The sequence below is a fragment of the Pantoea sp. Ap-870 genome, assembly GCF_011752515.1.
GTDB classification, from domain to species: domain Bacteria; phylum Pseudomonadota; class Gammaproteobacteria; order Enterobacterales; family Enterobacteriaceae; genus Pantoea; species Pantoea dispersa.
This window is the reverse complement of the sequence record NZ_VWXG01000001.1, coordinates 1,186,225-1,210,947: the sequence shown is the minus strand read 5'-3', so window position 1 is coordinate 1,210,947 and position 24,723 is coordinate 1,186,225. Positions and strand designations below refer to the sequence as shown.

Here is a 24,723-nt window from a genome sequence, read left to right as displayed (position 1 = left end):
AAAAGCGGGCCACGCAAGGTGGCCCGATGTGACGTAGATGCGCTGCGTAGCCTGCTACAATATTATTATTAATCAACCTGATGGCCAATAATGCCGCCCACCGCAGCGCCACCGACGGTACCCAGCGCGCTGCCGTTGGTGAGCACCGATCCACCAATAGCACCGGCACCGGCGCCAATCGCCGTGTTGCGGTCACGTTTTGACCAGTTGGAACAGCCGCTCAGGGCCACCACTAACGTCGTTGCCAGCACGGCAACCGTCACGCGTTTCATTGTTGTAGTCATGGACATCTCCTTGATGGTTTGCTCAGAGGCAACTCGTTAAGTATAGATGTTACGCCCTGAAGTTGTTCGCCCAATGCACTCAGGCGGTGCTTTTCCTTCAGCCTGCACGCTGGCGCGCAGCCCTTAGCGCGCGTTGTTCACGCTGCTGGCAAAGACCATTTTGGTACCGCCGCAGGCTTGAGATAATTCTAGGCGTAAGCGGATGTGTATGCAGAAAGAAAACTCTGAAATCCTGACGTGGTGTCCGCATCCGGATCCCGTATCAAACCCCACACTTTGCCCGCTTTAGCCACTTTCCGCTGCTAATCCAGCCATTCCCTCCATAACGTTTTTAGCGGTGGCTCCGCACAATTCAGTGATGACTGTATGGCGGAGAAAACACAATGCTGGAAGCGCTGAAACAGCAGGTTCTGGAGGCCAATCTTGACCTGCCGCGTTACAACCTGGTGACCTTTACGTGGGGCAATGTCAGTGCGGTAGACCGTGAGCGCGGGCTGCTGGTGATCAAACCCTCGGGCGTTAAATATGAGCAGATGCAGCGCGACGACATGGTGGTGGTCGAGCTGGAAAGCGGCAATGTCGTGGAGGGCCAGCTGCGGCCATCTTCGGATACCGCAACACACCGCGCACTGTATCTGGCGTGGCCGGAGATTGGCGGCATCGTGCACACCCATTCGCGCCACGCCACCATCTGGGCACAGGCGGGCAGGGACATCCCGGCATGGGGCACCACGCACGCTGACGATTTCTATGGCACCATTCCCTGCACCCGCGCGATGCAACGGGCAGAGATTGAGCAGGAATATGAATGGCACACCGGCCAGGTCATCATTGAAACCTTTGCGCAGCGCAGCATCGAGCCCGGCGCGATTCCTGCTGCGCTGGTGAACTCCCACGGGCCGTTTGCCTGGGGTAAAGACGCACATAGCGCGGTGCACAGTGCGGTGGTGCTGGAAGAGGTGGCCTACATGGCGCTGCACACCGAGCAGCTGCGCGCGGAGCTACCGCCTATCGCTCAGACCCTGCTTGACCTGCACTATCTGCGCAAGCACGGGAAGAACGCCTGGTACGGGCAAGGCTGAGCGCGTGATAATTTCTCAAGGCACCGGCGGGTGCCTTTTTTATTTAAGGGGATTGCGTGCCCGGACGAGAGACTGTGGATGCTGTCGTTTATTCACTATGCGTTAAGCGTATTTATACGCTTGCCGGCTGTTGCGCCGTCATTAAGTAAGCCCGCTAATCTTTCCTCAGGCAGGGGCTCGGGGATCTCTCTGGATTTTACGTTATAAATCAAACTCTCATTTGGTCTGGCCTCACTCTGCATTACGCTGATGTGGCGTTTAACGCATCACATAAATAGAGGATGAGACGATGACAGTAATTAACCAACCAACCTGCCGCCTGTTTACCGAAGTCGGCCAAACCACCCAGCTAGCCGCCTATTATGAGGAAGGTCGACACACCATGTGGATGATGCTGCGCGCTCAGCCGCGCCCCAGTTTCAACCACGAATTAATCGAGGAGATCATGAACCTGAGCTACGCCGCCCAGCGTTCCGGTCTGCCGATTGATTTCTGGGTGACCGGATCGCTGGTGCCGCAGATGTTTAACGCCGGGGGCGATTTGCGTTTCTTTGTCGAATGCATTCGCAACAACCGCCGTGAAGCACTGCGCGCCTACGCCCGCGCCTGTGTTGACTGCATCCATTCAGCGGCCCGCGGGTTTGACACTGGCGCAGTGACGCTGGCGATGATTGAGGGCAGTGCCTTAGGCGGCGGTTTTGAAGCAGCGCTGGCGCACCACTTCATTCTGGCGCAGAACAGTGCGCGTATGGGCTTCCCGGAAATTGCCTTCAACCTGTTCCCCGGCATGGGCGGCTACTCACTGGTGGCCCGCCGCTCCGGGATGAAGCTGGCCGAAGAGCTGATCTGTGAAGGGGAGTCGCACAGCGCAGAGTGGTATGAAACCCGTGGTCTGGTCGACAAAGTGTTCCAGCCCGGTGACAGCTACCGCACCACGCGCACCTTCATCGATACGCTGCGGCCAAAACTGAATGGAGTCCGTGCCATGCTGAAAGCGCGACAGCGCGTGCTGCAGCTGTCACGGGCAGAACTGATGGATATTACTGAGGATTGGGTCGACTATGCTTTCACGCTGGAACCGAAAGATATTGCCTACATGGAACGTCTGGTACAGCTGCAAAATCGTCACAGCGCATCACTGCGCAAAGCCGGTTAGCAGTACGCTAAGACGTTAAACGCGGGCAGGATGCTTAGCCAGCCAATGCCCGAGCTGCTCTGCGGGCATTGGTTTCGCATAATAATAACCCTGACGCCCATCGACACCGTTGGTCAGCACAAACTTCTCTTCGGCTTTGGTTTCGATGCCTTCGGCAATGACCTGTAAATCCAGGGCTTTCGCCACGGCAACGATCGCGCGCACCAGCGACTGCGATACCGGTTGCTTGTTGATATTGCGCACAAAACTTTGATCCAGCTTAATCGCATCGATCGGCACGCGCGCCAGCTGGGAAAGCGAAGAGTAGCCCGTGCCGAAATCATCCAGATGCACCTGTGCGCCTAACTCCTGAAACTGTTTCATCAGCTTCAGCGCACCGGCCTCGTTCTCGATCAGGCAGCTTTCCGTCAGCTCGATGTCTATCGGACACTCGCTGATGCCCGCTTCGCTCAGCGCCTGTTTCAGGTCGCTGTAGATGCTCTGGTCGATCAGCTGTTTGGCGGAAACGTTCACTGCGACGCGCAGGTAAATGCCTTCGCTGCGCCATTTAACGATTTGCTGCAGCACGTTCAGCATCACCCAGCGCCCGAGCGGCACAATCAGTCCGGACTCTTCCGCGTAAGAGATGAAATCGCCAGGCGGCACCAGGCCGCGTTCAGGTGAATTCCAGCGCACCAGCGCCTCGGCACTGCGCACTTCACCGTCGCGATCGATCTTCGGCTGATAGTGCACCACCAGATGATCCTGCTCCAGCGCTTTGCGCAGATTGGTATCCAGCCACAGATATTCAAATACGCGCTGGTTCATCTCGCTGGCGAACACGCAGAATTTGCCGCGCCCGTTCTCTTTAGCGTGGTACATCGCGGTATCGGCGTTACGAATCAGACTTTCGCGATCTTCACCATGCAGCGGGGCGAGGGCGATACCAATCGAGCAGCCGCTGTAGACTTCGATCAGCCCGATACGGAACGGCTGACGCAGCCGCTCCAGAATGCGTGAGGCCATCGCCTCCAGCGCCGCCTGACTGGTGTGCTCAGCCAGTACCACAAATTCATCACCGCCGAGGCGCGCCAGCGTCTGGTCCTTGCCGAGACAGCTAAGGATCGCCAGCGACACCGCCTGCAGTAGCTGGTCGCCAAACATATGGCCATAGGCATCGTTTACCTTTTTAAAATTGTCGAGATCGAGGTAAACCACGCCGGTCTGGCTGCCGTTAGCCAGCTCCAGTGCCAGGCTAATTTGCTGATGGATAGCGTTGCGATTCGGCAGGCCCGTCACCGTGTCGGTATTGGCCATAACGCGTAAGCGCTCCTGCGCCCGACGCTCTTCCGTGATGTCGGTTCCGGAACAGATGAGGAAAATTTCATTTTTTCCGCTACCGCTATGGACGAACTTATTACGAAACAGAAACAGTCGCTGACCTTTTCGGGTTTTAACCCAGCGCTCCACTTCGTAGGAGTTGCCGTCGCGAAAGAAGCCGGCGATATTGCGGCGCGACGCCTGCGCTTCCTGTTTGGTCATAAACAGCTGAAACACATTGCGGCCAATTACTTCCTGCTCTTTCAGGCCGGTGTACTCTTCGCTCAGGCGGTTAAAACGCTGAATGTTGCCGCGCTGATCGAGGATGACGATCACTGAATTCGCTTCAGACACCACCTGTTCGGCGAAGGAGAGGCCAAGGGTTAAATCGCGCGCCACCGACGAGGTATCGCCCCAGGCGGATGCGGTACCGGCCCAGGTGGACTGATTCACTTTACGGCCGACAAAGTGCATCGGTACTGGCGAGCCGTGCAGTGAAAGTGTCAGGTTGATGCTGGAGGTAATTACCGTCATGGCACGCAGCAGACTGGCCTGAGCCGGCGTCAGGGGCACCGCCATATTGGTATTGGCATTTTCATCTTCGGCAAAATGCAGCGCATCGCTATCTGAAGTTAAACGCCAATGAGGGCTGGTTGTGCCAAACAAGGTATATAGCAACGTTTGCCCTTGTTCATCGGTCATGGAAACTTCCTCCGGAGGAATGCGCAGCAGGGGTATCTCATTATTTTAGCAACAGTATTCAACCTCCTGCGCCAGCACAAGATGCAAACTGAATATATTTTTGTTTTTATTAAAGAATGGCACGAAAAAGCCCCGGATTCCGGGGCTGAAAGGTTAGCAGGGGCACTTGCCGAGTTTGCCCGCCTGGCTGGGAAAACGCGCCTCCAGGCAGTAACGATGGAAGGCGCGCTCATCCATGGGGGTCTGTTCCGGATGTTTTTCGCGCATATGCTTCAGATAAGTTTGATAGTCGTGCACGCCCACCATTAACCGGAAGCTCTGCTGTAATCCCTGCCACAGACGCTGCCAGCGTGAGCGCGGCGCGGCAGGGGCGCGGGCAGCGAGCGGTAAGCACTGCTGAATTTGCCAGCCCGCGTGCGGCTTTTTCCAGCGTAAAATGGCCTCAGACATTGCGCACCTCCTGACGCAGTGACACGTCCGACTCATGGGTGGTCGGCACTGAACTGCGCAGCGCGCGCCGGATCACGAAGAACGCCGCAATCAGCATGGTAACTGCGACCAGCATGAAAAAGCCGCACAGCGCCGCGTTGATCTGGTTGCTGAACACGATGGTTTGCATGTCGGCCACGGTTTTCGCCGGTGCGATAATCACGCCCTCATCGAGACCTTTACGGAACTTACTGGCCTGCGCGAGGAAACCAATTGACGGCTTCTCATGGAAAATTTTCTGCCAGCCGGCGGTCATGGAGGTGATAAACAGCCAGGCGGTAGGCACAATCGTCACCCAGGCGTAACGCTGCTTTTTCATTTTGAACAGCACCACGGTACCGAGGATCAGCGCCATCGACGCCAGCATCTGGTTACCGATGCCGAACAGCGGCCACAGGGTGTTGATGCCGCCGAGCGGATCGACCACGCCCTGATACACGAAGAACCCCCAGCCCGCCACCGCCACGGTGGTACCGGCCATGTTCCCGAGCCACGAGCGGTTGTTAGCCAGCGAAGGTACCACGGTCCCGACCAGATCCTGCACCATAAAACGGCAGGCGCGGGTACCGGCATCCACGGCGGTGAGGATAAACAGCGCCTCAAACAGAATGGCGAAGTGATACCAGAACGCCATCATTGCGCGGCTGTTAAACACCTCGGTGATGATATGCGCCATCCCGACGGCAAACGTCGGTGCGCCACCGGCGCGGGAGAGAATGGTGCTTTCGCCCACTTCGCCGGCAATACCGCTCAGCATCTCCGGCGTCACCACAAAGCCCCAGCCGTTAATTACCTGAGACGCGTTCTCCACCGTGGTGCCAATCAGCGCCGCCGGTGAGTTCATGGCAAAGTAGACGCCCGGATCGAGCACCGAGGCACAAATCAGCGCCATGATCGCCACAAAGGACTCCATCAGCATGGCGCCATAGCCGATAAAGCGAATATGGCTTTCGCGCTCTACCAGTTTTGGCGTGGTACCGCTCGACACCAGCGCGTGGAAGCCGGAGATCGCGCCGCAGGCGATGGTGATAAACAGGAACGGGAACAGCGCGCCGGAGAACACCGGGCCCGTGCCGTCGATAAAGCGCGTCACCGCCGGCATCTTCAGTTCCGGCATGGCGAACAGAATGCCCACCGCCAGCCCGATGATCACGCCGATTTTTAAAAAGGTGGAGAGGTAATCACGCGGCGCCAGCAGCAGCCACACCGGCAGCGACGAGGCAACAAAACCGTAGATCACCAGCACCCACGTCAGCTCGGTGCCTTTCAGGGTAAAAATCGGCCCCCAGTACGGATCGGCCGCCACGTCACCGCCGTAAATGATCGCCGCCATCATCAGCACAAAGCCGATGATCGACACTTCGGCGATTTTACCCGGACGCAGAAAGCGCATATACACGCCCATGAACAAGGCAATCGGAATGGTGGCGGCGATGGTAAACAGCCCCCACGGACTGTTAGCCAGCGCTTTCACCACCACCAGCGCCAGCGCGGAGAGGATAATGATCATCACGCCGAGCGCACCGAGCATGGTGACCACGCCGGCGAACGAGCCCAGTTCCTGGCGCGCCATCTCACCCAGCGAACGACCGTCGCGGCGCGTGGAGATAAACAGCACCAGAAAATCCTGCACCGCGCCGGCCAGCATCACGCCGACCAGAATCCAGATGGTGCCGGGCAGAAAACCCATCTGCGCCGCCAGGATCGGCCCGACCAGCGGACCGGCACCGGCGATGGCGGCAAAGTGGTGGCCAAATAGCACCCATTTGTTGGTAGGAACATAGTCCAGCCCGTCATTGAAGCGCTCTGCCGGCGTGCGGCGCCGGTCGTCCAGCTCAAAAATGCGCCTGGCGATAAACAGGCTGTAGAAGCGATACGCGATGCTATAGCAGGCGACGGAGGCGATCACCAGCCAGACGGCATTAACGTGCTCGCCGCGACTGAGCGCCAGCATGGCGAACGCAGCCGCACCAATTAACGCCACCGCTAACCAGATCAATCCGGTTCTAACGTTGTTCATGAGTTAACTCCTTGTAGGGACCGGGAAAAAGGCGATCGGAATACAACAAGTTAAAAGTAATGTAATGAATTGTTAACGACAGGGAATCGAATCAGAAGTGTGAAGCGGGAAACAAATTTAACAACCGTTCAGGCGGGCGGGGAAAAATGCGGGATAACGGCTGTTATCCCGCACGATTTCATGCTCAGGCGGCCGGACGGGCCACCACGCTGCGTGTTTCCATGCGCACTTCGGCGATGGTTACATCAATCACATCGGTCACGCGGTAGGCCACTTCACCTTTGATCTGCACGGTGCCGCTCTCCTGCGAGCACACCAGTTCGTCACGTACTGCGTGAATGAACGGGGCAGGGATAAAGGCGACCGCACCGTTCTCCAGCAGGCGCACGCGCATGCCGCCGCGCGAAACGTCGATGATCTCCGCGCTGAATTTACGGTCAGTGCCGGCAAACGGCGCGAGGAAGCGCGCGTACAGCCAGTCACCGACATCGCGCTCGGCCATGCGGTTGAGACGGCGACGCTCACTCATGATCAGGGTCACGTCATCCTGTGGCCGCGCAATGCTTTCGCCGCGCACGATAGCCTTCAGCAGACGATGGTTGATCATATCGCCGAATTTACGAATCGGTGACGTCCAGGTCGCGTAGGCTTCGAGGCCGAGACCAAAGTGCGGGCCCGGTTCGGTGCTGATTTCGGCGAAACTCTGGAAACGACGAATGCGGCTGTCGAGATACTGGGTTGGCTGCGCATCAAGCTGACGACGCAGCTGACGGAAGCCTTCCAGCGTGGTAATGGCCTGCGGATCAACCGTGATACCGTGACCAGCCAGTACCCCAGCCGCCTGTTCCGCGTTCGCCTGGTCGAAACCGGTGTGCAGGTTGTAGATACCGAAGCCAAGCTTCTCCTGCAGCACTTTAGCGGCGCAGACGTTGGCGAGGATCATCGCTTCTTCCACGATGCGGTTAGCGATGCGGCGCGGTTCCGCAATAATATCCAGCACTTCGCCTTTCTCACCCAGCACGAAGCGGTAGTCAGGGCGATCTTTAAACACCAGCGCGTGCGTCTGACGCCACTCGCCGCGCGCCAGGCACAGGCGATGCAGCAGGCGAATCTGCTGCGCGATGGTGTCATTTTCCGGCTGCCAGCTGCCGCTGTTCTCCAGCCAGTCCGACACTTCGTCGTATACCAGCTTGGCTTTGGATTCGATCCACGCGGCAAAGAAGTGGGCATCGTCAGCCAGGCTGCCATCCGGCAGCACAGTGACGCGACACACCAGCGCCGGACGCCTGACGTTAGGGCGCAGCGAGCAGACATCATCTGACAGTTCGCGCGGCAGCATCGGGATGTTAAAGCCCGGCAGATAGTTGGTGAAGGCGCGTCTGGAGGCCAGCTGGTCGAGTTCGCTGCCGGCAGCAACGTAAGCGGTCGGGTCGGCAATGGCGATGGTCAGCGCCAGCTTACCTTCTGCCAGCTCTTCAACATATAGCGCATCGTCCATATCTTCGGTGCTGGCGCTGTCGATGGTGACAAAGTTCAGCGCGGTGAGATCTTCACGCTGCAGCTGTTCGTCCAGCATCTCGCCAAAGCCCACTTCCGGCGCTTCGCGCTCCAGATTGTGGCGCGACAGCGTGACCCACCACGGCGCGAGGTGATCGTCCGCGGTGACAACAAATTCGGTCAGTTCGGCATAGAAACCGCGATCGCCTTTCAGCGGATGGCGGCGCATCTCTGCCACGGCCCAGTCACCGTTCTGGAAATCGTGGGTCAGGCCACGCACCGCACGGCACTGAATCGCGTCTTTCAGCAGCGGATGATCCGGCACGATAGACAGGCGGTCATCTTTTTTCTGCACGCGGCCGACAAAGCGCGTCAGGAACGGCTCAATCAGGGTTTCCGGCTCCGCGCTCTCGCGGTCTTTATCAGTGTGGATCACGGCGGAAATGCGGTCGCCGTGCATCACTTTCTTCATCTGCGGAGGGGGAATGAAGTAGCTTTTCTGAGCGTCAACTTCGAGGAAGCCAAAGCCTTTTTCCGTGCCTTTCACAACACCTTCGGCGCGCGGGGTCTGCGCGTGAAGCTTCTCTTTCAGCTGCGCGAGCAGCGGGTTATCCTGGAACATAATATATTTAGTTTCGTGGCCTAAGAGCGGTGGACAGTTTTACGCGAATCAGGTCCGCGCGGCAAGGCTAAAACAGGCGAAAAAGCCGCTTTACGCGGCTTTTTACTTTCTGGTAACGCACAGAACTCAGGCGATACGCTGGGTGGGCGCGGCGGCGGTCAGCGCCAGCTTCACCGGTACCGATTTGGAGGTGGGCGTACCGCTGCCGTCACCGTAGCTGGAGAGCGGTACCAGCGGATTGGTCTCCGGATAGTAGGCGGCAAGGTTACCGCGCGGAATATTATACGGCACCAGCTTAAAGCCGCTGACGCGACGCGTCAGACCGTCATTCCACAGGGTTTCAATGTCAACCAGCTGCCCTTCGCTGAAACCGAGGGACGCCATGTCGTCCGGGTGGATAAACACCACTTCACGCTGACCGTACACGCCGCGATAGCGGTCATCCAGGCCATAAATGGTGGTGTTGTACTGGTCATGTGAGCGCAGCGTCTGCAACGTGAACGGCACTTCAACGTCATTGCCCAGCTGCGGGAACAGCGAGGTCGGCAGTGCCGCCGCGCTGAATTCTGCCTGACGCGATGGCGTATTGAAGCGCAGTTCTGCGGCAGCGTTACCAAGGTAAAAGCCGCCGGGAATATCACACTGACGGTTAAAATCAGCGAAGCCGGGGATGGTCGCCGCAATGTGATCGCGAATGACGTTATAGTCAGAGGCCATGCCGAGCCAGTCGATGTGGTCGCTGCCCAGCGTCGCGTGCGCGATACCGGCCACAATGGCTGTTTCCGAACGCTGCGTCTCCGCCAGCGGAATGCCGACACCTTCTGAGGCATGCACCATGCTGAACGAATCTTCCACGGTGATGAACTGGTTGCCGCTGGCCTGGCGATCGCGCTCGGTACGGCCCAGCGTCGGCAGAATCAGGCCTTCGTGGCCCGGTACCAGATGGCTGCGGTTCAGCTTGGTACTGATGTGCACCGTCAGACCACAATGCTGCAGCGCTTCTTCGGTAACCGGTGAGTCCGGCGCCGCCGCGGCGAGGTTACCGCCCAGCGCAATCAGCACTTTGACTTCATCACGCAGCATGGCGTTGAGCGCTTCAACCGTGTTATGACCGTGTTCGCGCGGCGGTTCAAAAGCAAAATGTGCGCCCAGTGCATCGAGGAACGCTTTCGACGGTTTCTCGTCGATGCCCATGGTGCGGTTGCCCTGCACGTTACTGTGGCCGCGCACCGGACACAGACCCGCGCCTTGTTTGCCGAGCTGGCCAAACAGCAGCTGCAGGTTAACGATTTCCCGTACGGTATCGACCGAGTGTTTGTGCTGAGTAATGCCCATCGCCCAGGTGATGATCACCCGTTCGGCGCTCTGGTAAATGGCGGCGGCTTCGCGAATCTGCCCTTCGCTCAGGCCCGACTGCTGCACAATCTGCTCCCAGCGGGTCTCGTCGACGGCCGCCAGATACTGCTCAACGCCCTGGGTGTTGGCGTCAATAAAGGCCTGATCGAATATGCCTTTTTCACCGGTGGCCAGCCGTTTACGCTGCTCTTCCAGTAGCGCTTTAACCATGCCGCGCACCGCCGCCATATCGCCGCCGAGGTTAGGCTGATAATAGGCGGAACTGATGTTGCCGGCCATCGACGTCACCACTTCCAGCGGCTTCTGCGGATCGGCAAAACGTTCCAGGCCGCGCTCACGCAGGGTATTAAAGGTCACGATTCTGGCGCCGTGATCGGCGGCGTGACGCAGGCTGTGCAGCATGCGCGGATGGTTGGTGCCGGGGTTCTGACCAAAGACAAAAATCGCATCAGCGTGGTCGAAATCGTCCAGGCGAATGGTGCCTTTACCGACGCCAATGCTGCGTTTCAGTCCGGTGCCGCTGGCTTCGTGGCACATGTTGGAACAGTCAGGGAAATTGTTAGTGCCCAGCACGCGACCAAACAGCTGGTACAGCCACGAGGCTTCATTGCTGGCGCGACCGGAGGTGTACAGCTCCAGCTGATCCGGATGATCCATCGCCTGCAAATGCTGCGCGATCAGCGCAAAGGCGTCATCCCAGCTAATCGGTTCATAGTGATCGGTCGCGCTGTTGTAGCGCATCGGGTGGGTCAGACGGCCCTGATACTCAAGGAAATAGTCGCTCTGCTGATACAGGGTGCTGACGCTGTGCTGGGCAAAAAATTCTGGCTCAACGACGCGGCGTGTCGCTTCCCAGGTCACGGCTTTCGCGCCGTTTTCACAGAAGCTGAAGGTGCTCTTATTATCATCGCCCCAGGCACAGCCCGGGCAGTCAAAGCCGCGCGCTTTGTTCATGCGCATCAGGTTACGCATGTTTTTCAGGGCGGCTTTACTGTCAAGGACAAAACGGGTGGTGGCTTCCAGCGAGCCCCAGCCGCCCGCAGCGGCGCGATAGGGCTGAATCTTACGTTTAAATTTCATGATAGTCGCAGGCTTATTGTTTATGAATTGTTATCAGAATATGACTTCTGTTGGTGAGAAGTGTGCGACTGACGGCAAAAGTTGTCTAATTGATTGACTTAATGGTGCGATAGTTAACGTTTATCGCGCGGCAGGGTTGAAAGCGTGATCGGCATCATAAATTTTCGGCTGCTGCACGCCGGCGGGTAAGTGTGCGGCCAAATAGTGGCTAATAATTGCTCTTTCCGTTAGCAAAAGGGCGCGCTCCATGAAGCAACTTGCCAGTCAGGTTCACGCATTCGGCAAAGCCTTAATGATGCCGATCTCCGTCATTGCTGCCGCCGGTATTTTTCTCGGTCTGGCCGCCGCGTTGCAGAATCCGGCGATCACCGGTGAAGCATTTGCCAGTTTGCAGGTGCCGCAGCTGATCATCGGTTTTATTCGTAAAGTGGCGGGCGCGCTGTTTGCCAACCTGCCGGTATTTTTTGCCGTCGCCAGCGCGATTGGGCTGGCCAAAGCGGAGAAACCCACCGCCGCGTTTGCGGCAGTGATTGGCTATATCGCCATGAATGTGGGGATCAGCGCCACGCTGGCGGCGAAGGGGCTGACGGCAGCCACCACCACGCCCGAGGCGCTGCAGCAGGCGGGCATGGACCAGACCAGCGCCATGATGACGTCAGCCGAGTACATCGACATGCTCGGCATTTTTACCTACAACATGAGCGTGCTGGGCGGGGTGATTGCCGGCCTGCTCACTGTGATGCTGCACAACCGCTTCTATACCCAGCAGTTGCCCACGGCGATCAGCTTTTTTGGCGGGCGTCGCTTTGTGCCCATCGTGACGGTGGTGGTGCTGCCGCTGACGGGCGTGCTGCTGGCGCTTATCTGGCCAACCATCGGTCAGGGCATCGCGTGGGTCGGTCAGATGATCGGTAAAAGCGGTCAGTACGGTGCCTTTTTGCTCGGCGCCTGCGAGCGCCTGCTGATCCCGACCGGCCTGCATCACATCCTCAATGAAACCGTGCGCTTTACGCCGATTGGCGGCATGGCGACGGTGGACGGCCAGACCATCGTCGGCGCGCTGAATATTTTCAACACCTCGCTGACCCATCCCGGCGCGATTCCGGACGACACCGTGCGTACCGCCACGCAGTTTCTCGCCCAGGGCAAAATCCCGGTTATGATGTTCGGTCTGCCCGCCGCCGCGCTGGCCATCTATCACACTGCCAAACCTGAACATAAGCAGCGGGTCAAAGCGCTGGTGCTGGCCGGCGCGCTGACCTCGTTTACCACCGGCATCACCGAACCGCTGGAGTTCTGCTTCATCTTCGTCTCACCGGTGTTGTACGTGATGCACGCGCTGCTGACCGGCCTGTCATTTATGCTGATGTCGATGCTGCACCTGATGATCGGTAACGTTCAGGGCGGCGCGATTGATCTGCTGGTGTTTGGCATTCTCGGCGGCAGCAAAACCCACTGGTGGTGGACGCTGGTACTGGGCGCCATTTATGCGCCGGTTTATTACTGGGGCTTTCGCCTGGTGATTACCCGGATGCAGGTCGAAACGCCGGGGCGCGAATCCGAAGAGGAAGCCAAACCGCTGCAGGTGGCGGCGGATGAACGCACCCGCGTGATCATCAGCGGGCTGGGCGGAGAGGCCAATATAGAGGACGTCGATTGCTGCTTCACTCGCCTGCGCGTGCGGGTCAAAGAGATGAAAGAAGTGGTGGATCAAACGCTACTTTCGACCGGTGCCAACGGCGTCAACCGCGTCAGCGAGCACGATGTACAGGTGATCTACGGGCCGCAGGTCGAGAAGATCGCTAACGAGGTGAAAAGTGCGCTCGGCGTCGCCTGATGCCGGGCGGTACCGTTAATCATGTGGGGCGCGGTCGGTGGCGACCCGCCGCGTCTCCGCGTATACATCACCCGCTATCCGCCTGAGCAATCCGCCTGACAACGCAGAAATTTCTTCGCTGAGTGCGCGTTGGGGCGCGACGAGTTTTGTTACCATAACGCGATAAAAATTCGACGGTGGATAAGAAAATCGACATCAAGCAATTGATTTATTTGTGCAATCTGGAGCGCGAGCGCCATTTTGGCCGCGCGGCGGAGGCCAGCTTCGTCAGCCAGCCCACGCTCTCGATGCGGCTTAAAAACCTTGAGCGTGAGCTTGGGCTGTCGCTGATCAATCGCAGCAACAACTTTGACGGCTTCACGCCAGAAGGGGAACGCGTGCTGACGTGGGCGCGCGAAATTGTTTCGGTGTATCAGGGACTGAAGCTGGAAGTGGAGTCGCTCAAACACGGCGTCAACGGCACGCTGCGGCTGGGCGTGATGCCGCAGTGCAGCGTGGCGCTGCCGGCGTTACTGAAAGCGGTGGAAGCGCGCTATCCGCAGCTCGACTATCGCGTTTCCGCCATGAGCGCCGATCAACTGCTGGAAGCGCTTAACAGCCACACCGTGGACGGCGGTATCGGCTTTTTTGAGCTGACGTCACTGCGGGAACTGCATTTCCAGACCGCGCTGCTCAACGATCGCGGTGTCGAAGCCATTTTCCATCCCGATCACTTCCCGGCGCTGCTGCAGCATGAGCGGCTATCGCTGTACACGCTGGCGAGCCAGCCGCTGTGCCTGGCCGAGCCCACGCGCTATTTCCGGCGTTACCTCGACGGACAGCTGCGTGAAACCGGCGTGCTGCCGCGGGTGATTGTGGAAAGCGCCTCGGTGATGCAGCTGATTCAGAGTGCGCAGGTGGGCCTGGGCGTCATGGTGTCGCCCTGCGGCCATCTGCTACCGGAAATGCTGCACCATCTGGCGCGCCGGCCGATTGATATCGCGCCGATGGGACGCCAGGCGGCGCTGGTGATTGCTGAGCCGGGCAGGGCGTCGCCGCTGTCGCAGCACTTCTTTGACGAAGCACGACGCCACCTGGCGGATTAGCGCGCTTCGCCCAGCGCCATCAGCAGTCGATCCTGCCAGCTGGCAAATGCCACCGCCTGCATCAGCGTGAACAGGCGCTCGCTGCCCCAGCCCGCATTTAACAGCGGCTGCAGATGGGCGGCACTGAAGCGCTCCGGCAGCCGGGTAAGCTGGGCGCTCAGCGCGATTACCTGCTGCGTCAGGCTGTCATCGCTGGCCTGATCCACATCGTGCAGCAAACGCGTGCGCCAGCCGTTCGCCAGCTGCGCGAACTGGCGTCGGCAGCCCAGCACGCGCGCGCTGACTGCCTGCGCCAGCTGTTCCTCTTCCCCACCATAAGCCTCAAGCCGCTGACGCAGCGTCGCCCAGCCATACAGCGCCTGGGCATCGTGCACCAACAGCCAGACAGCGTCGTCGAGTCCGGCCATACCCTGACAAAAGGTCACCGCCGCCAGCTGGTCAGCGCTGGCATAGCGTAGCTCAACCGGCTTGATGGCGTGCTGCCAGGCAACGGCCTGACTGAACAGCGCCGCATCGGCGTCGGCGGGCGGCGTGACGCCAGGGATCCAGCGCACCGGCAGGCCCATCATCGCCTGAAGCGCGGCGACCACGCGCGCCTGATAGCTGACGTAGCCTACTAGCTGGTTGAGCGTAACGATATCGGGTTCAGTCAGGCCTACCGCATCCAGCGCGCTGATGCTGCTGGCGGAAATCAGCTCCGGCTGCATCGCCAGCTGGCGCGCATACTGCGTGATTTGCGTCAGGCGATTATTGCTTTCGCGCGAAGAATCCGGTCCCGGCAGCGGATTAAGCCGCGCCGAGTAGTGATTGCACAACCGCTGCACGCCAGCCACCTGCGCCACCGTGAGTGCGGTGCTGAGACGATCGTACAGCGTTAGCGTGTGGGTCAGCGAGGTGCTGACCGCATCAGGCAGCAGGGTATGGCTCAGGTCGCGTGCCGCCTGTAGCACTGGCTGGAAGCGCTGCAGCAGCGGCTGCAGGGCGCTGGCTTCCTGCTGCAGGCCGAGCAGAAAACGGTCATCAATATGAGCGGCTTCGGGAACCAGGGGAGCAGCAGCGGACGTATGCGGGCGAGTCTGGCTTTCATAAAACCAGTGGTCATGGCCGGGAGAACGGCGGTGTTCCATGGTCATTCCTTTCGCAAAAAACGGACTGAGTGCACAACGGGCAAATCTGAAAAGCGCATCGCCACTCAAGGGCTAGCTTATCGTCGCTGAACGGCTGTCCACGGCAAAAGAATGATGGGGAATAATTAATAGCGTGTGGCTATAAGGCGGGGAGAGAAAAGAAAAAGGGCGAGCACCTGGCTCGCCCGCAGAACTTATTTCAGTTCCAGCTCGTTCATTGCGGCAATGCTGAAGCCGCCATCCACGTGCACCACTTCACCGGTGATACCACCCGCCAGGTCTGAGCACAGGAAGGCCGCAGAGTTGCCTACGTCTTCGATGGTGACGGTACGACGAATCGGGGTTACCGCTTCGCAGTGTGCCAGCATCTTACGGAAATCTTTAATGCCTGATGCGGCCAGGGTACGGATTGGACCGGCAGACACGGCGTTAACACGCACGCCTTCCGGACCCATCGCGTTCGCCATGTAACGCACGTTGGCTTCCAGCGACGCTTTCGCCAGACCCATCACGTTGTAGTTCGGAATAGCGCGCTCTGCACCCAGGTAAGAGAGGGTCAGCAGTGCTGCGTTCGGGTTCAGCATCGCGCGGCACTCTTTGGCCATCGCCACAAAGCTGTAGGCGCTGATGTCGTGCGCGATTTTGAAGCCTTCACGGGTAACGGCGTTCACGTAGTCGCCATCCAGCTGGTCGCCCGGGGCGAAGCCGATGGAGTGAACAAAGCCGTCAAATTTCGGCCAGGTTTTTGCCAGTTCAGTGAACAGGGCAGTGATGCTCTCGTCTTCTGCCACATCGCACGGCAGAACAATGTCTGAACCCAGTTCTTTAGCGAACTCTTCCACGCGACCTTTCAGTTTGTCGTTCTGGTAGGTGAAAGCCAGTTCTGCGCCCTGTTTGTGCATCGCCTGCGCAATACCGTAGGCGATGGAAAGTTTACTGGCAACGCCAGTAATCAGAATGCGCTTACCGGAAAGAAAACCCATAGCTGTAATCCTTATGGTCATTGTTGTTGGCGGTCGCGATGATTAAAAATTGTGCGACCGACGTTAATCGACGTGCGGATTCTAGCACGTCTGTATCAAATGGGGTAAATCGCGCCGCGTTTTCCGCTACGGCCGTAGCACTCAACGCTCGCGCCGCCACGCCTCGGCGGTTAACGCTTCGCCAAAATGGCTGGCAATCAGCCGTTTGGTTAAGTCGTGCAGCGGCGAGGCCAGCACGTCAGCGGTGCCGCCGCGCTCCACCACTTCGCCCTGATGCATCACCAGCACCTGATCGCTGATGTGCTTCATCATGCCAAGATGCTGAGTAACATAAATATAGGCGATGCCGTGTTTCTCCTGCAGCTCCAGCATCAGGTTCACCAGCTGCGAACGCATAGTCATATCCAGCGAGGCGAGGGCTTCATCGGCAACAATCACCTTCGGCTGCAGAATCAGCGCGCGCGCCAGCGCCAGACGCTGCTTCTGGCCGGGCGCCAGCATGTGCGGATAGTAGCCGGCGTGGTCGCGCAGCAGCCCGACCTGACGCAGCGTGGCAATGATGCGCTTTTCGCGTGCTTCATCATCAAGATCGGTATTCAGCCGCAGCGGAAAGTCGAGGATCTGGCTGACGCGCTGGCGCGGATTGAGCGACGTCGACGGATCCTGAAAAATCATGCGAATCCGCTGGCTGCGGTAGCCGTAATCGCCGTAGCTAAGCGGGTGATCGTCAATCAGCATCTCACCTTCGCTTGGTGCCACCATGCCGCTCAGCATCTTCGCCAGCGTGGATTTGCCCGAACCGTTCTCGCCGATAATGGCCAGCGTCTGCTTTTCACGCAGGGTAAAACTGACGTTTTTCACCGCTTCAACATGCTGGCGCCGGAACAGCCCGGTGCGGTAGCGGTAGGTTTTGCTCAGGTTGCGCACTTCCAGCAGGGTTTCCATTATTGGCTCTCCATATTCAGCGGGAAGTGACAGGCGTAAAGATGCGCTTTGCTGCCGCTCAGGCGCGGCGTTTCGATGCATTTACGCTGTGCGTAAGGGCAGCGCGGACCGAGACGGCAGCCAATCGGCAGATGTTCCAGCGACGGTATCGCGCCGGACAGCGTATTCAGGCGGCTTTTATGCGGCAGCGCGCGGCCAAAGTCGGGCATGGCGCGGATCAGCGCCTGGGTATACGGATGGTGCGGCGTTTCCATCAGATCGTCACTCTGCGCGGTTTCCACCGTTTGTCCGCAGTACATCACGTTGATGCGGTCCGCCCACTGACTCATGGTACGCAGGTCATGGCTGATCAGCAAAATCGTGGTGTTGTTATTCTGATTGAGGCGGCTCAGCAGACGGAAAATCTGCGCCTGCGTGGTGGGCTCCATGGCATTGGTCGGCTCATCGGCAATCAGCAGGCGCGGCTGATTAGCCAGCGCGATGGCGATCATCACCTTCTGACATTCGCCCTCGGTCAGCTCATACGGGAAGCTGCGCATAATGTCTTTGTGATCTTTAATGCCGACGCGGTGCAGCAGCTCAATGGCGCGCTCTTTGCGCCAGAACCACAGGCGCTGATACCAGCGGCCTTTAAAGGTCCAGCGTGGAATGGCCTGCATCAGCTGGCGGCCGACACTTTCAGAAGGATCGAGACAGGATTGCGGCTCCTGAAAAATCATCGACACGTTATGGCCAACGATGCGCCGCCGTTCGCGCGGCGACAGGCGCAGCAGATCGATATCATCGAACACCATGCGATCGGCGGTGACACGCCAGTTATCTTTGGTCACGCCGCAGATGGCTTTCGCCACCAGACTTTTCCCCGAGCCGGATTCGCCCACCAGGCCACGCACTTCGCCCTCGTTTAGCGTCAGATTGATGCGATCGACCGCTTTCACCGGACCTTCAGCGGTCATGAATTCAATGGTCAGATTTCGGATGTCCAGTAACGGCATTATTCCACTCCCGCAGCGACGGCGCGACGGATGCCATCGCCGAGCAGGTTAACAATCAATACGCTTACCATCAGCGCGGCACCCGGCAGCATTACCGTCCACGGCGCCACGTAAATCAGCTCCAGCGCGTCACCCAGCATCGCACCCCATTCGGGCGAGGGCAGCTGCGCGCCAAGGTCAAGAAAGCCGAGCGCGGCGATGTCGAGGATCGCCATCGACAGCGAGCGGGTAAATTCACTGACCAGCAGCGGCAGAACGTTTGGCAGCACCGCATTCCACAGAATATTCAGGTTGCGCGCACCATCCAGCCGCAGCGCCACCACATACTCTTTTTCCATCTCGTCATGCACCGCCGTGTAGATTTCGCGCACCAGACGCGGGATCAGCGCCAGCAGTACCGCCAGCATTGCATGCTCCAGTCGCGGGCCAAGAAAGGCCACCACGATAATCGCCAGCAGCAGAGAGGGAATCGACAGCAGCGTATCCAGCACGTGATTCATCACCGCCGAGCGCAAACCGTGGGTAATCCCCGCCAGCACGCCCAGCAGCAGCGCGCAGATTGCTGCCAGCACCGTTACCAGCAGCGCAGAGCCAACCGTCGGCGCCACGCCGCTCAGTAAACGGCTTAGCACATCGCGCCCGAGATCGTCAGTACCGAGAAAGAAGGAGACATCGCCGTAGCGCGACCACGACGGCGGCAACAGCTGATAGCCGAGGAACTGCTGGTCGATGCCGTAAGGGGACAGCAGCCCGCCGAACAGGCAGAGAAACAGCAGGATGCCGAAGCCGTACAGGCCAATCATGGCGCTGGTATCGCGATAAAAGCGCTGCCAGCTGAGGCGAAACGCACTCGGCAGCCGCTTCTCGGCGTAGATGTTATCTGAGGGCATACCACTCCTTGTGTTTCAGCGGATTGAGCGCCGCACCGATAATATCCGACAGTACGCTGACCAGAATTACCAGCCCGCCAACCACCATCACGCCCGCGGAGATCGCCGCGTAATCCTGCTGACGGATGGCGTTAATCAGCCAGCGTCCCAGTCCGGGCCAGTTGAACACCACTTCGGTGATCATCGCCAGCGTCAGCATGGTGGAGAATTGCAGGCCAAGACGCGGGATCACCGGCGGCAGTGCGTTGTGCAACACGTGACGGCGAATCACGGTGAAGCGCGACAAGCCGCGCGTTGCCGCTGCCTTGACGTAATTTTTATCCATCACGTCGCTGGTGCTGTTGCGCAGCAGGCGAATCACTTCGGTGGTCGGTGCCACAGCCAGCACAATCACCGGCAGAATCAGGTGCGTCAGCGCGCTGACCAGCATCTCATGCCGCCACGGTGAAGGGCTAAGCCAGGCGTCAATCAGGGCAAAACCAGTAATGTTCTGCACCGGATAGAGCAGGTCGAAACGGCCGGAAACCGGCAGCCAGCCCAGCGTCAGCGAAAACAGCAGGGTAAACAGCAGCGCCAGCCAGAACACCGGCATCGAGAAGCCGAGCAGCGCCAGCGCGCTGATGGCTTTATCCTGCCATTTATTGCGCATTACGCCGGCGCAGATGCCGAGCGGAATACCGACCAGCAGCGCCAGCATAAACGCCAGCACGCACAGTTCCAGCGTGGCGGGAAACACCTCGCGCAGCTGTATATCAATTGCCTGACCGTTGGTACTGGAGACGCCGAAATCAAACTGCAGCAGCCCTTTAAACCAGAACCACCAGGCATCGAACAGCGAGGCGCCTTCCAGCGGCGCGTTAGGCGTGAAATAGCTCAGGCTGAAACTCACCAGCGAGAGTAAGAACAGGGTGATGATCAGCAACAGCATGCGACGCAACAGATAGATGATCATGCTTACTCCTCGCCGTGCTCATCGCGGTAAACCCCGGCGAACGAGGCGTTACCGAAGGGACTCAGCACCAGGCCTTTAATATCGTGCCGGTAAGCCTGCAGGCGCAGCGACGACGCCAGCGGCAGCACCGGCAGCGCCTGCGCCAGCATCTGCTGGGCGCGATCGTAGCTGTCGATACGTGCCGACAGCTGCTGCGACAGCAGCGCGCGCTGCAGCGCCTCATCAAACGCCGGCGAACACCAGTGCGCGTAGTTGGTCTGCGAACGAATCGCCGCGCAGCTCAGCAACGGGCGGAAGAAACTGTCCGGATCGTTACTGTCGGTGGCCCAGCCGGTCAGGGTTAAATCGTGATTCATGGCCATCAGCTGTGCTTCCTGAAAACGCCCCTCGACTGGCGCGATGGTGACGCGCACGCCCACCTGCGCCAGATCCGCCTGCAACAGCTCGGCGGTTTTAAGCGGGCTGGGGTTCCACGACATCGAGGTGGTCGGCACCACCAGACGCAGATGCAAATCTTCAATGCCCAGCGCTTTTAATGCTTCACGCGCTTTTGCCGGATTGTATTCCGTCACGCGCGCATCATTATCGTAAGCCCACGAGGCGCGCGGCAGAATAGAGGCTGCGGTTTCCGCCGTGCCGTAATAAATCGACTCCATCAGCCGCTCGTTGTTGATTGCCAGCGCCAGCGCGTGGCGCACTTCCGGCCGGTCGAGCGGCGGTTTGCGGGTGTTAAACGCCAGATAGGCGATGTTCATGCCGGGACGCAGCGTCATGCGCAGGCGCGGATCGTCGCGCAGAATCGACAGCTGGCTGGCGGCCGGGTAGGCCAGTACGTCACACTCGCCGGTCAGCAATTTCGACAGGCGGCCAGTGCCGCCCACGCCGAGGTCGATCACCACCTGTTGCAGACGCGGCACGCCTTTCCAGTAGTGCGGATTGCGCGCCAGACGCAGATATTGCCCGGTGCGGTACTCACTCAGCTGGAACGGGCCGGTGCCCACCGGCTGGCGATCCAGCTGTTCCTGCTGGCCTGCCGCGCTCAGCTGGCTGGCGTACTCCTGCGACAGCACCGGCGCGTAGTGGGTGGCGATATGCCACAGGAACGAGGCGTCCGGGCTGTTGAGGCGGATCTCTACCGTGTCGTTATCCAGCTTCTTCACGCTCTGCACCGAGTCGGCAAACTGCAGGCTGTCGAAGTAGGGATAGCTGCCGCCGTTGACGTTATGCCACGGATGCTGGCGATCGAACATGCGGGCAAAGCTGAAGACCACATCGTCGGCGTTCATTTTGCGCGTCGGCGTAAACCAGTTGGTGTGCTGGAACGAAACATCTTTGCGTAAGTGGAAGCGGTAAGTCGCGCCGTTATCGCGCACTTCCCAGCTCTGCGCCAGATCGGGGATCAGGCGATAGGTATAAGGGTCGACGTCGAGCAGGCGGTCATACAACTGTGCCGCCAGCGTATCGACCACCAGCCCGCTGCTGACCATCTGCGGGTTGAAGGTGTTAACCGTGCCGTTTACGCAATAGACAAAGCCGCTGTGGCGGATAGAGTCCGCGGGCGCGGCGAGCGCAGAGGCACTCAGGACGCTGAGACCAAGCAGCAGCGCGGGTAATAATTTTGGCATAGAACTCAACGATTCTCGGGCAATAGCGAGAGTGTATCGCAAAGCACGCGCACTCCCCAAATCCGCCGCGCATCTGCGCTTTTTTTACCCAGCGGGAGACGGGGGTAAGCACAACCTTAGTGTGGAAATGAGAAAAATTCTCAATTAGAGCTTTACAGATGATAATAGGAATGATTATTATTCTTCTGCGCTTCGACGGTGGCTCTACCGAAGAAGAGCACGACATTGCTCACATTGCTTCCAGTATTACGTTGCCCGCACCTCGTGTTGCGGGCTTTTTTTTTGCGCCATCGTCAGCCGCGCATCGTTATGTTACTTCCGGCAATCCTCATGCGAAATCGGCATCGGTCATTTGTTACGCGCAGGGTAGTCTGAGCTTTTCATCTGCTGAGAAATGATAATGAAAAGAGTGACTTTAACGATGCTGTTACTGGCCAGCGGCAGCGTCGCGGCGCACGGCGTTACCCTGCGCATTGCCGATCAAAAGGGCAACATGCGCGCCGAGCTGGAAGCAGCGCAGCAGCTCAACGATCTCTCCTACCGTATCGAATGGGCGGAATTTCCGGCCGCCGCTCCGCTGGCCGAAGCCCTGAATGCCGGGGCGGTTGATGCCGGTATTATTGGTGATGCGCCGCTGCTGTTCTCGCTGGCCGCGGGTTCGCAGGTTAAAGCGGTGGCCGTCAGCAAATCCACCCCGGCCGGGCTGGCGGTGCTGGTTGCGCCGGACTCACCCATCAAAACGCCGCGGGATCTGCGCGGTAAACGCATCGCCACCGGGCGCGGGTCGATCGGTCATTTTATCGCGCTGAAAGCGCTGGAAAGTGCCGGGCTGAGCGATAAAGCAGTCAGCTGGCGCTTTCTCACGCCTGCTGATGCGCGCATTGCGCTGGCTAGTGGTTCCGTCGATGCGTGGGCAACCTGGGATCCTTACACCGCGCTGGCAGAAGTAACGCATACCGGCCGCGTGCTGATCAACGGCGTGGGGCTCTCCAGCGGCAACAGCTTCCTCGCCGCCACCGATGCGGCACTGAGTGACGCCAGTAAACGTGCGGCGCTGCAGGATTATATTAACCGGCTGGCGGCCGCTGATCGCTGGGCCAATCGCCACGTTGAGGCGTATTCCGCCTGGCTGGCAAAGATCATCGGCTTTCCTCAGGAGGCTGCCGCCAAATCTTTTGCCCGACGTCAGTCACACTGGCAGAGCATTGACGACCACACCGTACAACAGCAGCAGGAAACCGCCGACTTTTATCAAAAGTACGGCCTGATTGCTCAGCCACTCGATGTCAAGCCGACCTTTTATCGCGGTCTGCAGGTGGCACAACAGTAACCCTTTGTGCGCCGGTATTTGGCGAACAGGCGGGATGCGCGTAGCATGGCGGCATCAAATCCGTGGCGGATAACCCAATGTTAATCAAAACCTTTGATGGTCATAATGACCTGTTGCTCAACCTGTGGTTGCATCATCGCGACGATCCGGCCACTGCCTTCTTTAGCGGTATCGAAAAAGGACACCTCGATTTTCCGCGCATGCAGCAGGGCGGCTTTGCCGGCGGATTGTTTGCGCTGTTTGTGCCGCCGCAGCGCTACGTCAGCGAAGTAGCACCTCAGCTGGCCGGTGAAGCGTGGCAGCCGCTGGAGATCCTGTGGCAGCAACTGGAGATTCTGAAAACGCTGGTTGCCCGTTCTGATGGCCGGGCGCGCCTGTGCCTCAGCACCGCCGATATCGCCGCCTGCCGGCGCGACGGCGTGCTGGCGATGGTGGCGCACATTGAGGGCGCGGACGGTTTTGACGGCGACGGCGCCGACCTTGCCGCCTTCTGGCAGGCGGGCGTGCGCAGCATCGGTCCGTTCTGGAATCTGGAAAATCGCTTTGGCGCTGGCGTCACCGGCGCGTTTCCCGGTTCGCCGGATAGCGGTCCGGGACTGACCGCAGACGGCGAGCGGCTGATCGCGCTGGCGAATCAGCAGCGCATGATGATCGACGTGTCGCACATGAATGAAAAAGCGTTCTGGGACACGGCCCGGCTCTCATCCGCGCCGCTGGTCGCCAGTCACTCGAATGCGCACGCGCTGTGCGCGCAGCCGCGCAACCTTACCGACGACCAACTGCGGGCGATTCGCGATAGCGGTGGCGTGGTCGGCATTAATTTCGGCAACGCCTTTCTGCGCGCCGACGGTAAGCGCGACGATGATGGCGGCTTGATCGAAATTGTTAAACACTGTGAGCATCTGATGACTATTATGGGAAGCGATCACGTCGCGCTGGGGTCGGATTTTGACGGCATCAGCGTGCCCGCAGAGCTTGAAGATGTCACCGGTTTGCCGCGGCTGTATGCGCTGATGCGCAGTCTCAACTATGATCAGGCATTGCTGGAACAACTTGCCTGGGGCAACTGGCAGCGGGTATTGCACCAAATCTGGCAGGCGTAAGTGTATTTCCTTACGCAATCAGGGTTGATCTGCTCGCTACATTGGCGCAACATCGCCCCGCGTTATCCATTGCTGGCGGAAGCCTTGTTTCTGCCGCAATGTTTTTAGCAGAGCCTGCTCTGCGTTTTAAGACTATGAGGAAGAATATTATGTGGAAAAAACCTGAGTTTGTTGACCTGCGTCTGGGCCTGGAAGTAACGCTGTACATCTCCAACCGCTAAGACGTCCTGCCCGCCGTTCGTGCGGGCATTTTCTTTTCCTGCT

At 59.0% G+C, this 24,723-nt stretch carries 21 protein-coding genes; 8 read left to right on the top strand and 13 right to left on the bottom strand.

The window, feature by feature from the left end; all coding sequences use genetic code 11:
• Positions 1–68: 68 nt before the first annotated feature.
• Complete coding sequence (gene osmB / locus F3J41_RS05850) at positions 69–284, bottom strand: osmotically-inducible lipoprotein OsmB (protein ID WP_031279061.1); 216 nt, start codon at positions 282–284, stop codon at positions 69–71.
• A 383-nt stretch (positions 285–667) separates the two neighbouring features.
• Between osmB and araD the strand changes: the two genes are divergently transcribed.
• Entirely contained in the window at positions 668–1,366 is a 699-nt protein-coding gene (gene araD, locus F3J41_RS05845) for an L-ribulose-5-phosphate 4-epimerase (RefSeq protein ID WP_166710206.1), read from the top strand.
• A gap of 289 nt (positions 1,367–1,655) precedes the next feature.
• On the top strand, positions 1,656–2,522 hold the full coding sequence (locus F3J41_RS05840; RefSeq protein ID WP_021505954.1) for a crotonase/enoyl-CoA hydratase family protein: 867 nt from the start codon (positions 1,656–1,658) through the stop codon (positions 2,520–2,522).
• Positions 2,523–2,537: 15 nt separating this feature from the next.
• Here F3J41_RS05840 and pdeR read toward each other — a convergent pair whose 3' ends face one another.
• The 5 genes from pdeR to F3J41_RS05815 all read right to left on the bottom strand — a co-directional run bounded on the left by pdeR (position 2,538) and on the right by F3J41_RS05815 (position 11,587).
• On the bottom strand, positions 2,538–4,523 hold the full coding sequence (gene pdeR / locus F3J41_RS05835) for a cyclic di-GMP phosphodiesterase (RefSeq protein WP_058758614.1): 1,986 nt from the start codon (positions 4,521–4,523) through the stop codon (positions 2,538–2,540).
• 153 nt (positions 4,524–4,676) lie between these two features.
• On the bottom strand, positions 4,677–4,973 hold the full coding sequence (locus F3J41_RS05830) for a YbdD/YjiX family protein (RefSeq protein WP_058774631.1): 297 nt from the start codon (positions 4,971–4,973) through the stop codon (positions 4,677–4,679).
• Positions 4,966–7,032, bottom strand: a complete 2,067-nt coding sequence (locus F3J41_RS05825; protein WP_059012964.1) for a carbon starvation CstA family protein — start codon at positions 7,030–7,032, stop codon at positions 4,966–4,968. The genes F3J41_RS05830 and F3J41_RS05825 overlap by 8 nt, the downstream gene beginning before the upstream one ends.
• Positions 7,033–7,216: 184 nt before the next feature.
• A complete protein-coding gene (locus F3J41_RS05820) occupies positions 7,217–9,151 on the bottom strand; it encodes an exoribonuclease II (RefSeq protein WP_166710204.1) in 1,935 nt (644 codons plus the stop codon).
• A 126-nt stretch (positions 9,152–9,277) separates the two neighbouring features.
• A complete protein-coding gene (locus F3J41_RS05815) occupies positions 9,278–11,587 on the bottom strand; it encodes an FdhF/YdeP family oxidoreductase (protein WP_166710202.1) in 2,310 nt (769 codons plus the stop codon).
• A gap of 247 nt (positions 11,588–11,834) precedes the next feature.
• On the opposite strand from F3J41_RS05815, the gene F3J41_RS05810 reads away from it, so the two are divergent.
• Both F3J41_RS05810 and F3J41_RS05805 read left to right on the top strand, forming a co-directional pair.
• Complete coding sequence (locus F3J41_RS05810; RefSeq protein ID WP_104092982.1) at positions 11,835–13,424, top strand: PTS transporter subunit EIIC; 1,590 nt, start codon at positions 11,835–11,837, stop codon at positions 13,422–13,424.
• Between the two features lie 188 nt (positions 13,425–13,612).
• A complete protein-coding gene (locus F3J41_RS05805) occupies positions 13,613–14,509 on the top strand; it encodes a LysR family transcriptional regulator (RefSeq protein WP_132462945.1) in 897 nt (298 codons plus the stop codon).
• Here F3J41_RS05805 and F3J41_RS05800 read toward each other — a convergent pair.
• The 7 genes from F3J41_RS05800 to sapA form a co-directional block, all read right to left on the bottom strand.
• The gene (locus F3J41_RS05800; RefSeq protein ID WP_166710200.1) at positions 14,506–15,636 is read right to left on the bottom strand and encodes an oxidoreductase; all 1,131 of its coding nucleotides are present in this window, start codon (positions 15,634–15,636) and stop codon (positions 14,506–14,508) included. The genes F3J41_RS05805 and F3J41_RS05800 overlap by 4 nt on opposite strands.
• 194 nt (positions 15,637–15,830) lie before the next feature.
• Complete coding sequence (gene fabI / locus F3J41_RS05795) at positions 15,831–16,619, bottom strand: enoyl-ACP reductase FabI (protein ID WP_021505963.1); 789 nt, start codon at positions 16,617–16,619, stop codon at positions 15,831–15,833.
• Between the two features lie 141 nt (positions 16,620–16,760).
• Positions 16,761–17,564, bottom strand: coding sequence for a putrescine export ABC transporter ATP-binding protein SapF (gene sapF / locus F3J41_RS05790; protein WP_058758607.1), 804 nt, complete (start codon positions 17,562–17,564; stop codon positions 16,761–16,763).
• Positions 17,564–18,559, bottom strand: coding sequence for a putrescine export ABC transporter ATP-binding protein SapD (gene sapD / locus F3J41_RS05785; protein ID WP_058774637.1), 996 nt, complete (start codon positions 18,557–18,559; stop codon positions 17,564–17,566). The genes sapF and sapD overlap by 1 nt, the downstream gene beginning before the upstream one ends.
• On the bottom strand, positions 18,559–19,449 hold the full coding sequence (gene sapC, locus F3J41_RS05780; protein ID WP_021505967.1) for a putrescine export ABC transporter permease SapC: 891 nt from the start codon (positions 19,447–19,449) through the stop codon (positions 18,559–18,561). The genes sapD and sapC overlap by 1 nt, the downstream gene beginning before the upstream one ends.
• Positions 19,436–20,401 carry a putrescine export ABC transporter permease SapB gene (gene sapB, locus F3J41_RS05775; RefSeq protein WP_058771287.1) on the bottom strand — a complete coding sequence of 322 codons (966 nt, stop codon included), beginning with the start codon at positions 20,399–20,401 and terminating at the stop codon, positions 19,436–19,438. The genes sapC and sapB overlap by 14 nt, the downstream gene beginning before the upstream one ends.
• Positions 20,402–20,403: 2 nt before the next feature.
• Positions 20,404–22,026, bottom strand: a complete 1,623-nt coding sequence (gene sapA, locus F3J41_RS05770) for an ABC transporter substrate-binding protein SapA (RefSeq protein WP_166710198.1) — start codon at positions 22,024–22,026, stop codon at positions 20,404–20,406.
• A 170-nt stretch (positions 22,027–22,196) separates the two neighbouring features.
• Here sapA and F3J41_RS05765 point away from each other — a divergent pair, with 170 nt between their 5' ends.
• The 4 genes from F3J41_RS05765 to pqqA all read left to right on the top strand — a co-directional run bounded on the left by F3J41_RS05765 (position 22,197) and on the right by pqqA (position 24,680).
• The gene (locus tag F3J41_RS05765; protein WP_166709609.1) at positions 22,197–22,424 is read left to right on the top strand and encodes a hypothetical protein; all 228 of its coding nucleotides are present in this window, start codon (positions 22,197–22,199) and stop codon (positions 22,422–22,424) included.
• A gap of 2 nt (positions 22,425–22,426) precedes the next feature.
• On the top strand, positions 22,427–23,356 hold the full coding sequence (locus F3J41_RS05760; RefSeq protein WP_141495403.1) for an ABC transporter substrate-binding protein: 930 nt from the start codon (positions 22,427–22,429) through the stop codon (positions 23,354–23,356).
• Between the two features lie 83 nt (positions 23,357–23,439).
• A complete protein-coding gene (locus F3J41_RS05755; protein ID WP_349844529.1) occupies positions 23,440–24,459 on the top strand; it encodes a dipeptidase in 1,020 nt (339 codons plus the stop codon).
• Positions 24,460–24,608: 149 nt separating this feature from the next.
• The gene (gene pqqA / locus F3J41_RS05750) at positions 24,609–24,680 is read left to right on the top strand and encodes a pyrroloquinoline quinone precursor peptide PqqA (RefSeq protein ID WP_010617686.1); all 72 of its coding nucleotides are present in this window, start codon (positions 24,609–24,611) and stop codon (positions 24,678–24,680) included.
• Positions 24,681–24,723: the final 43 nt, after the last annotated feature.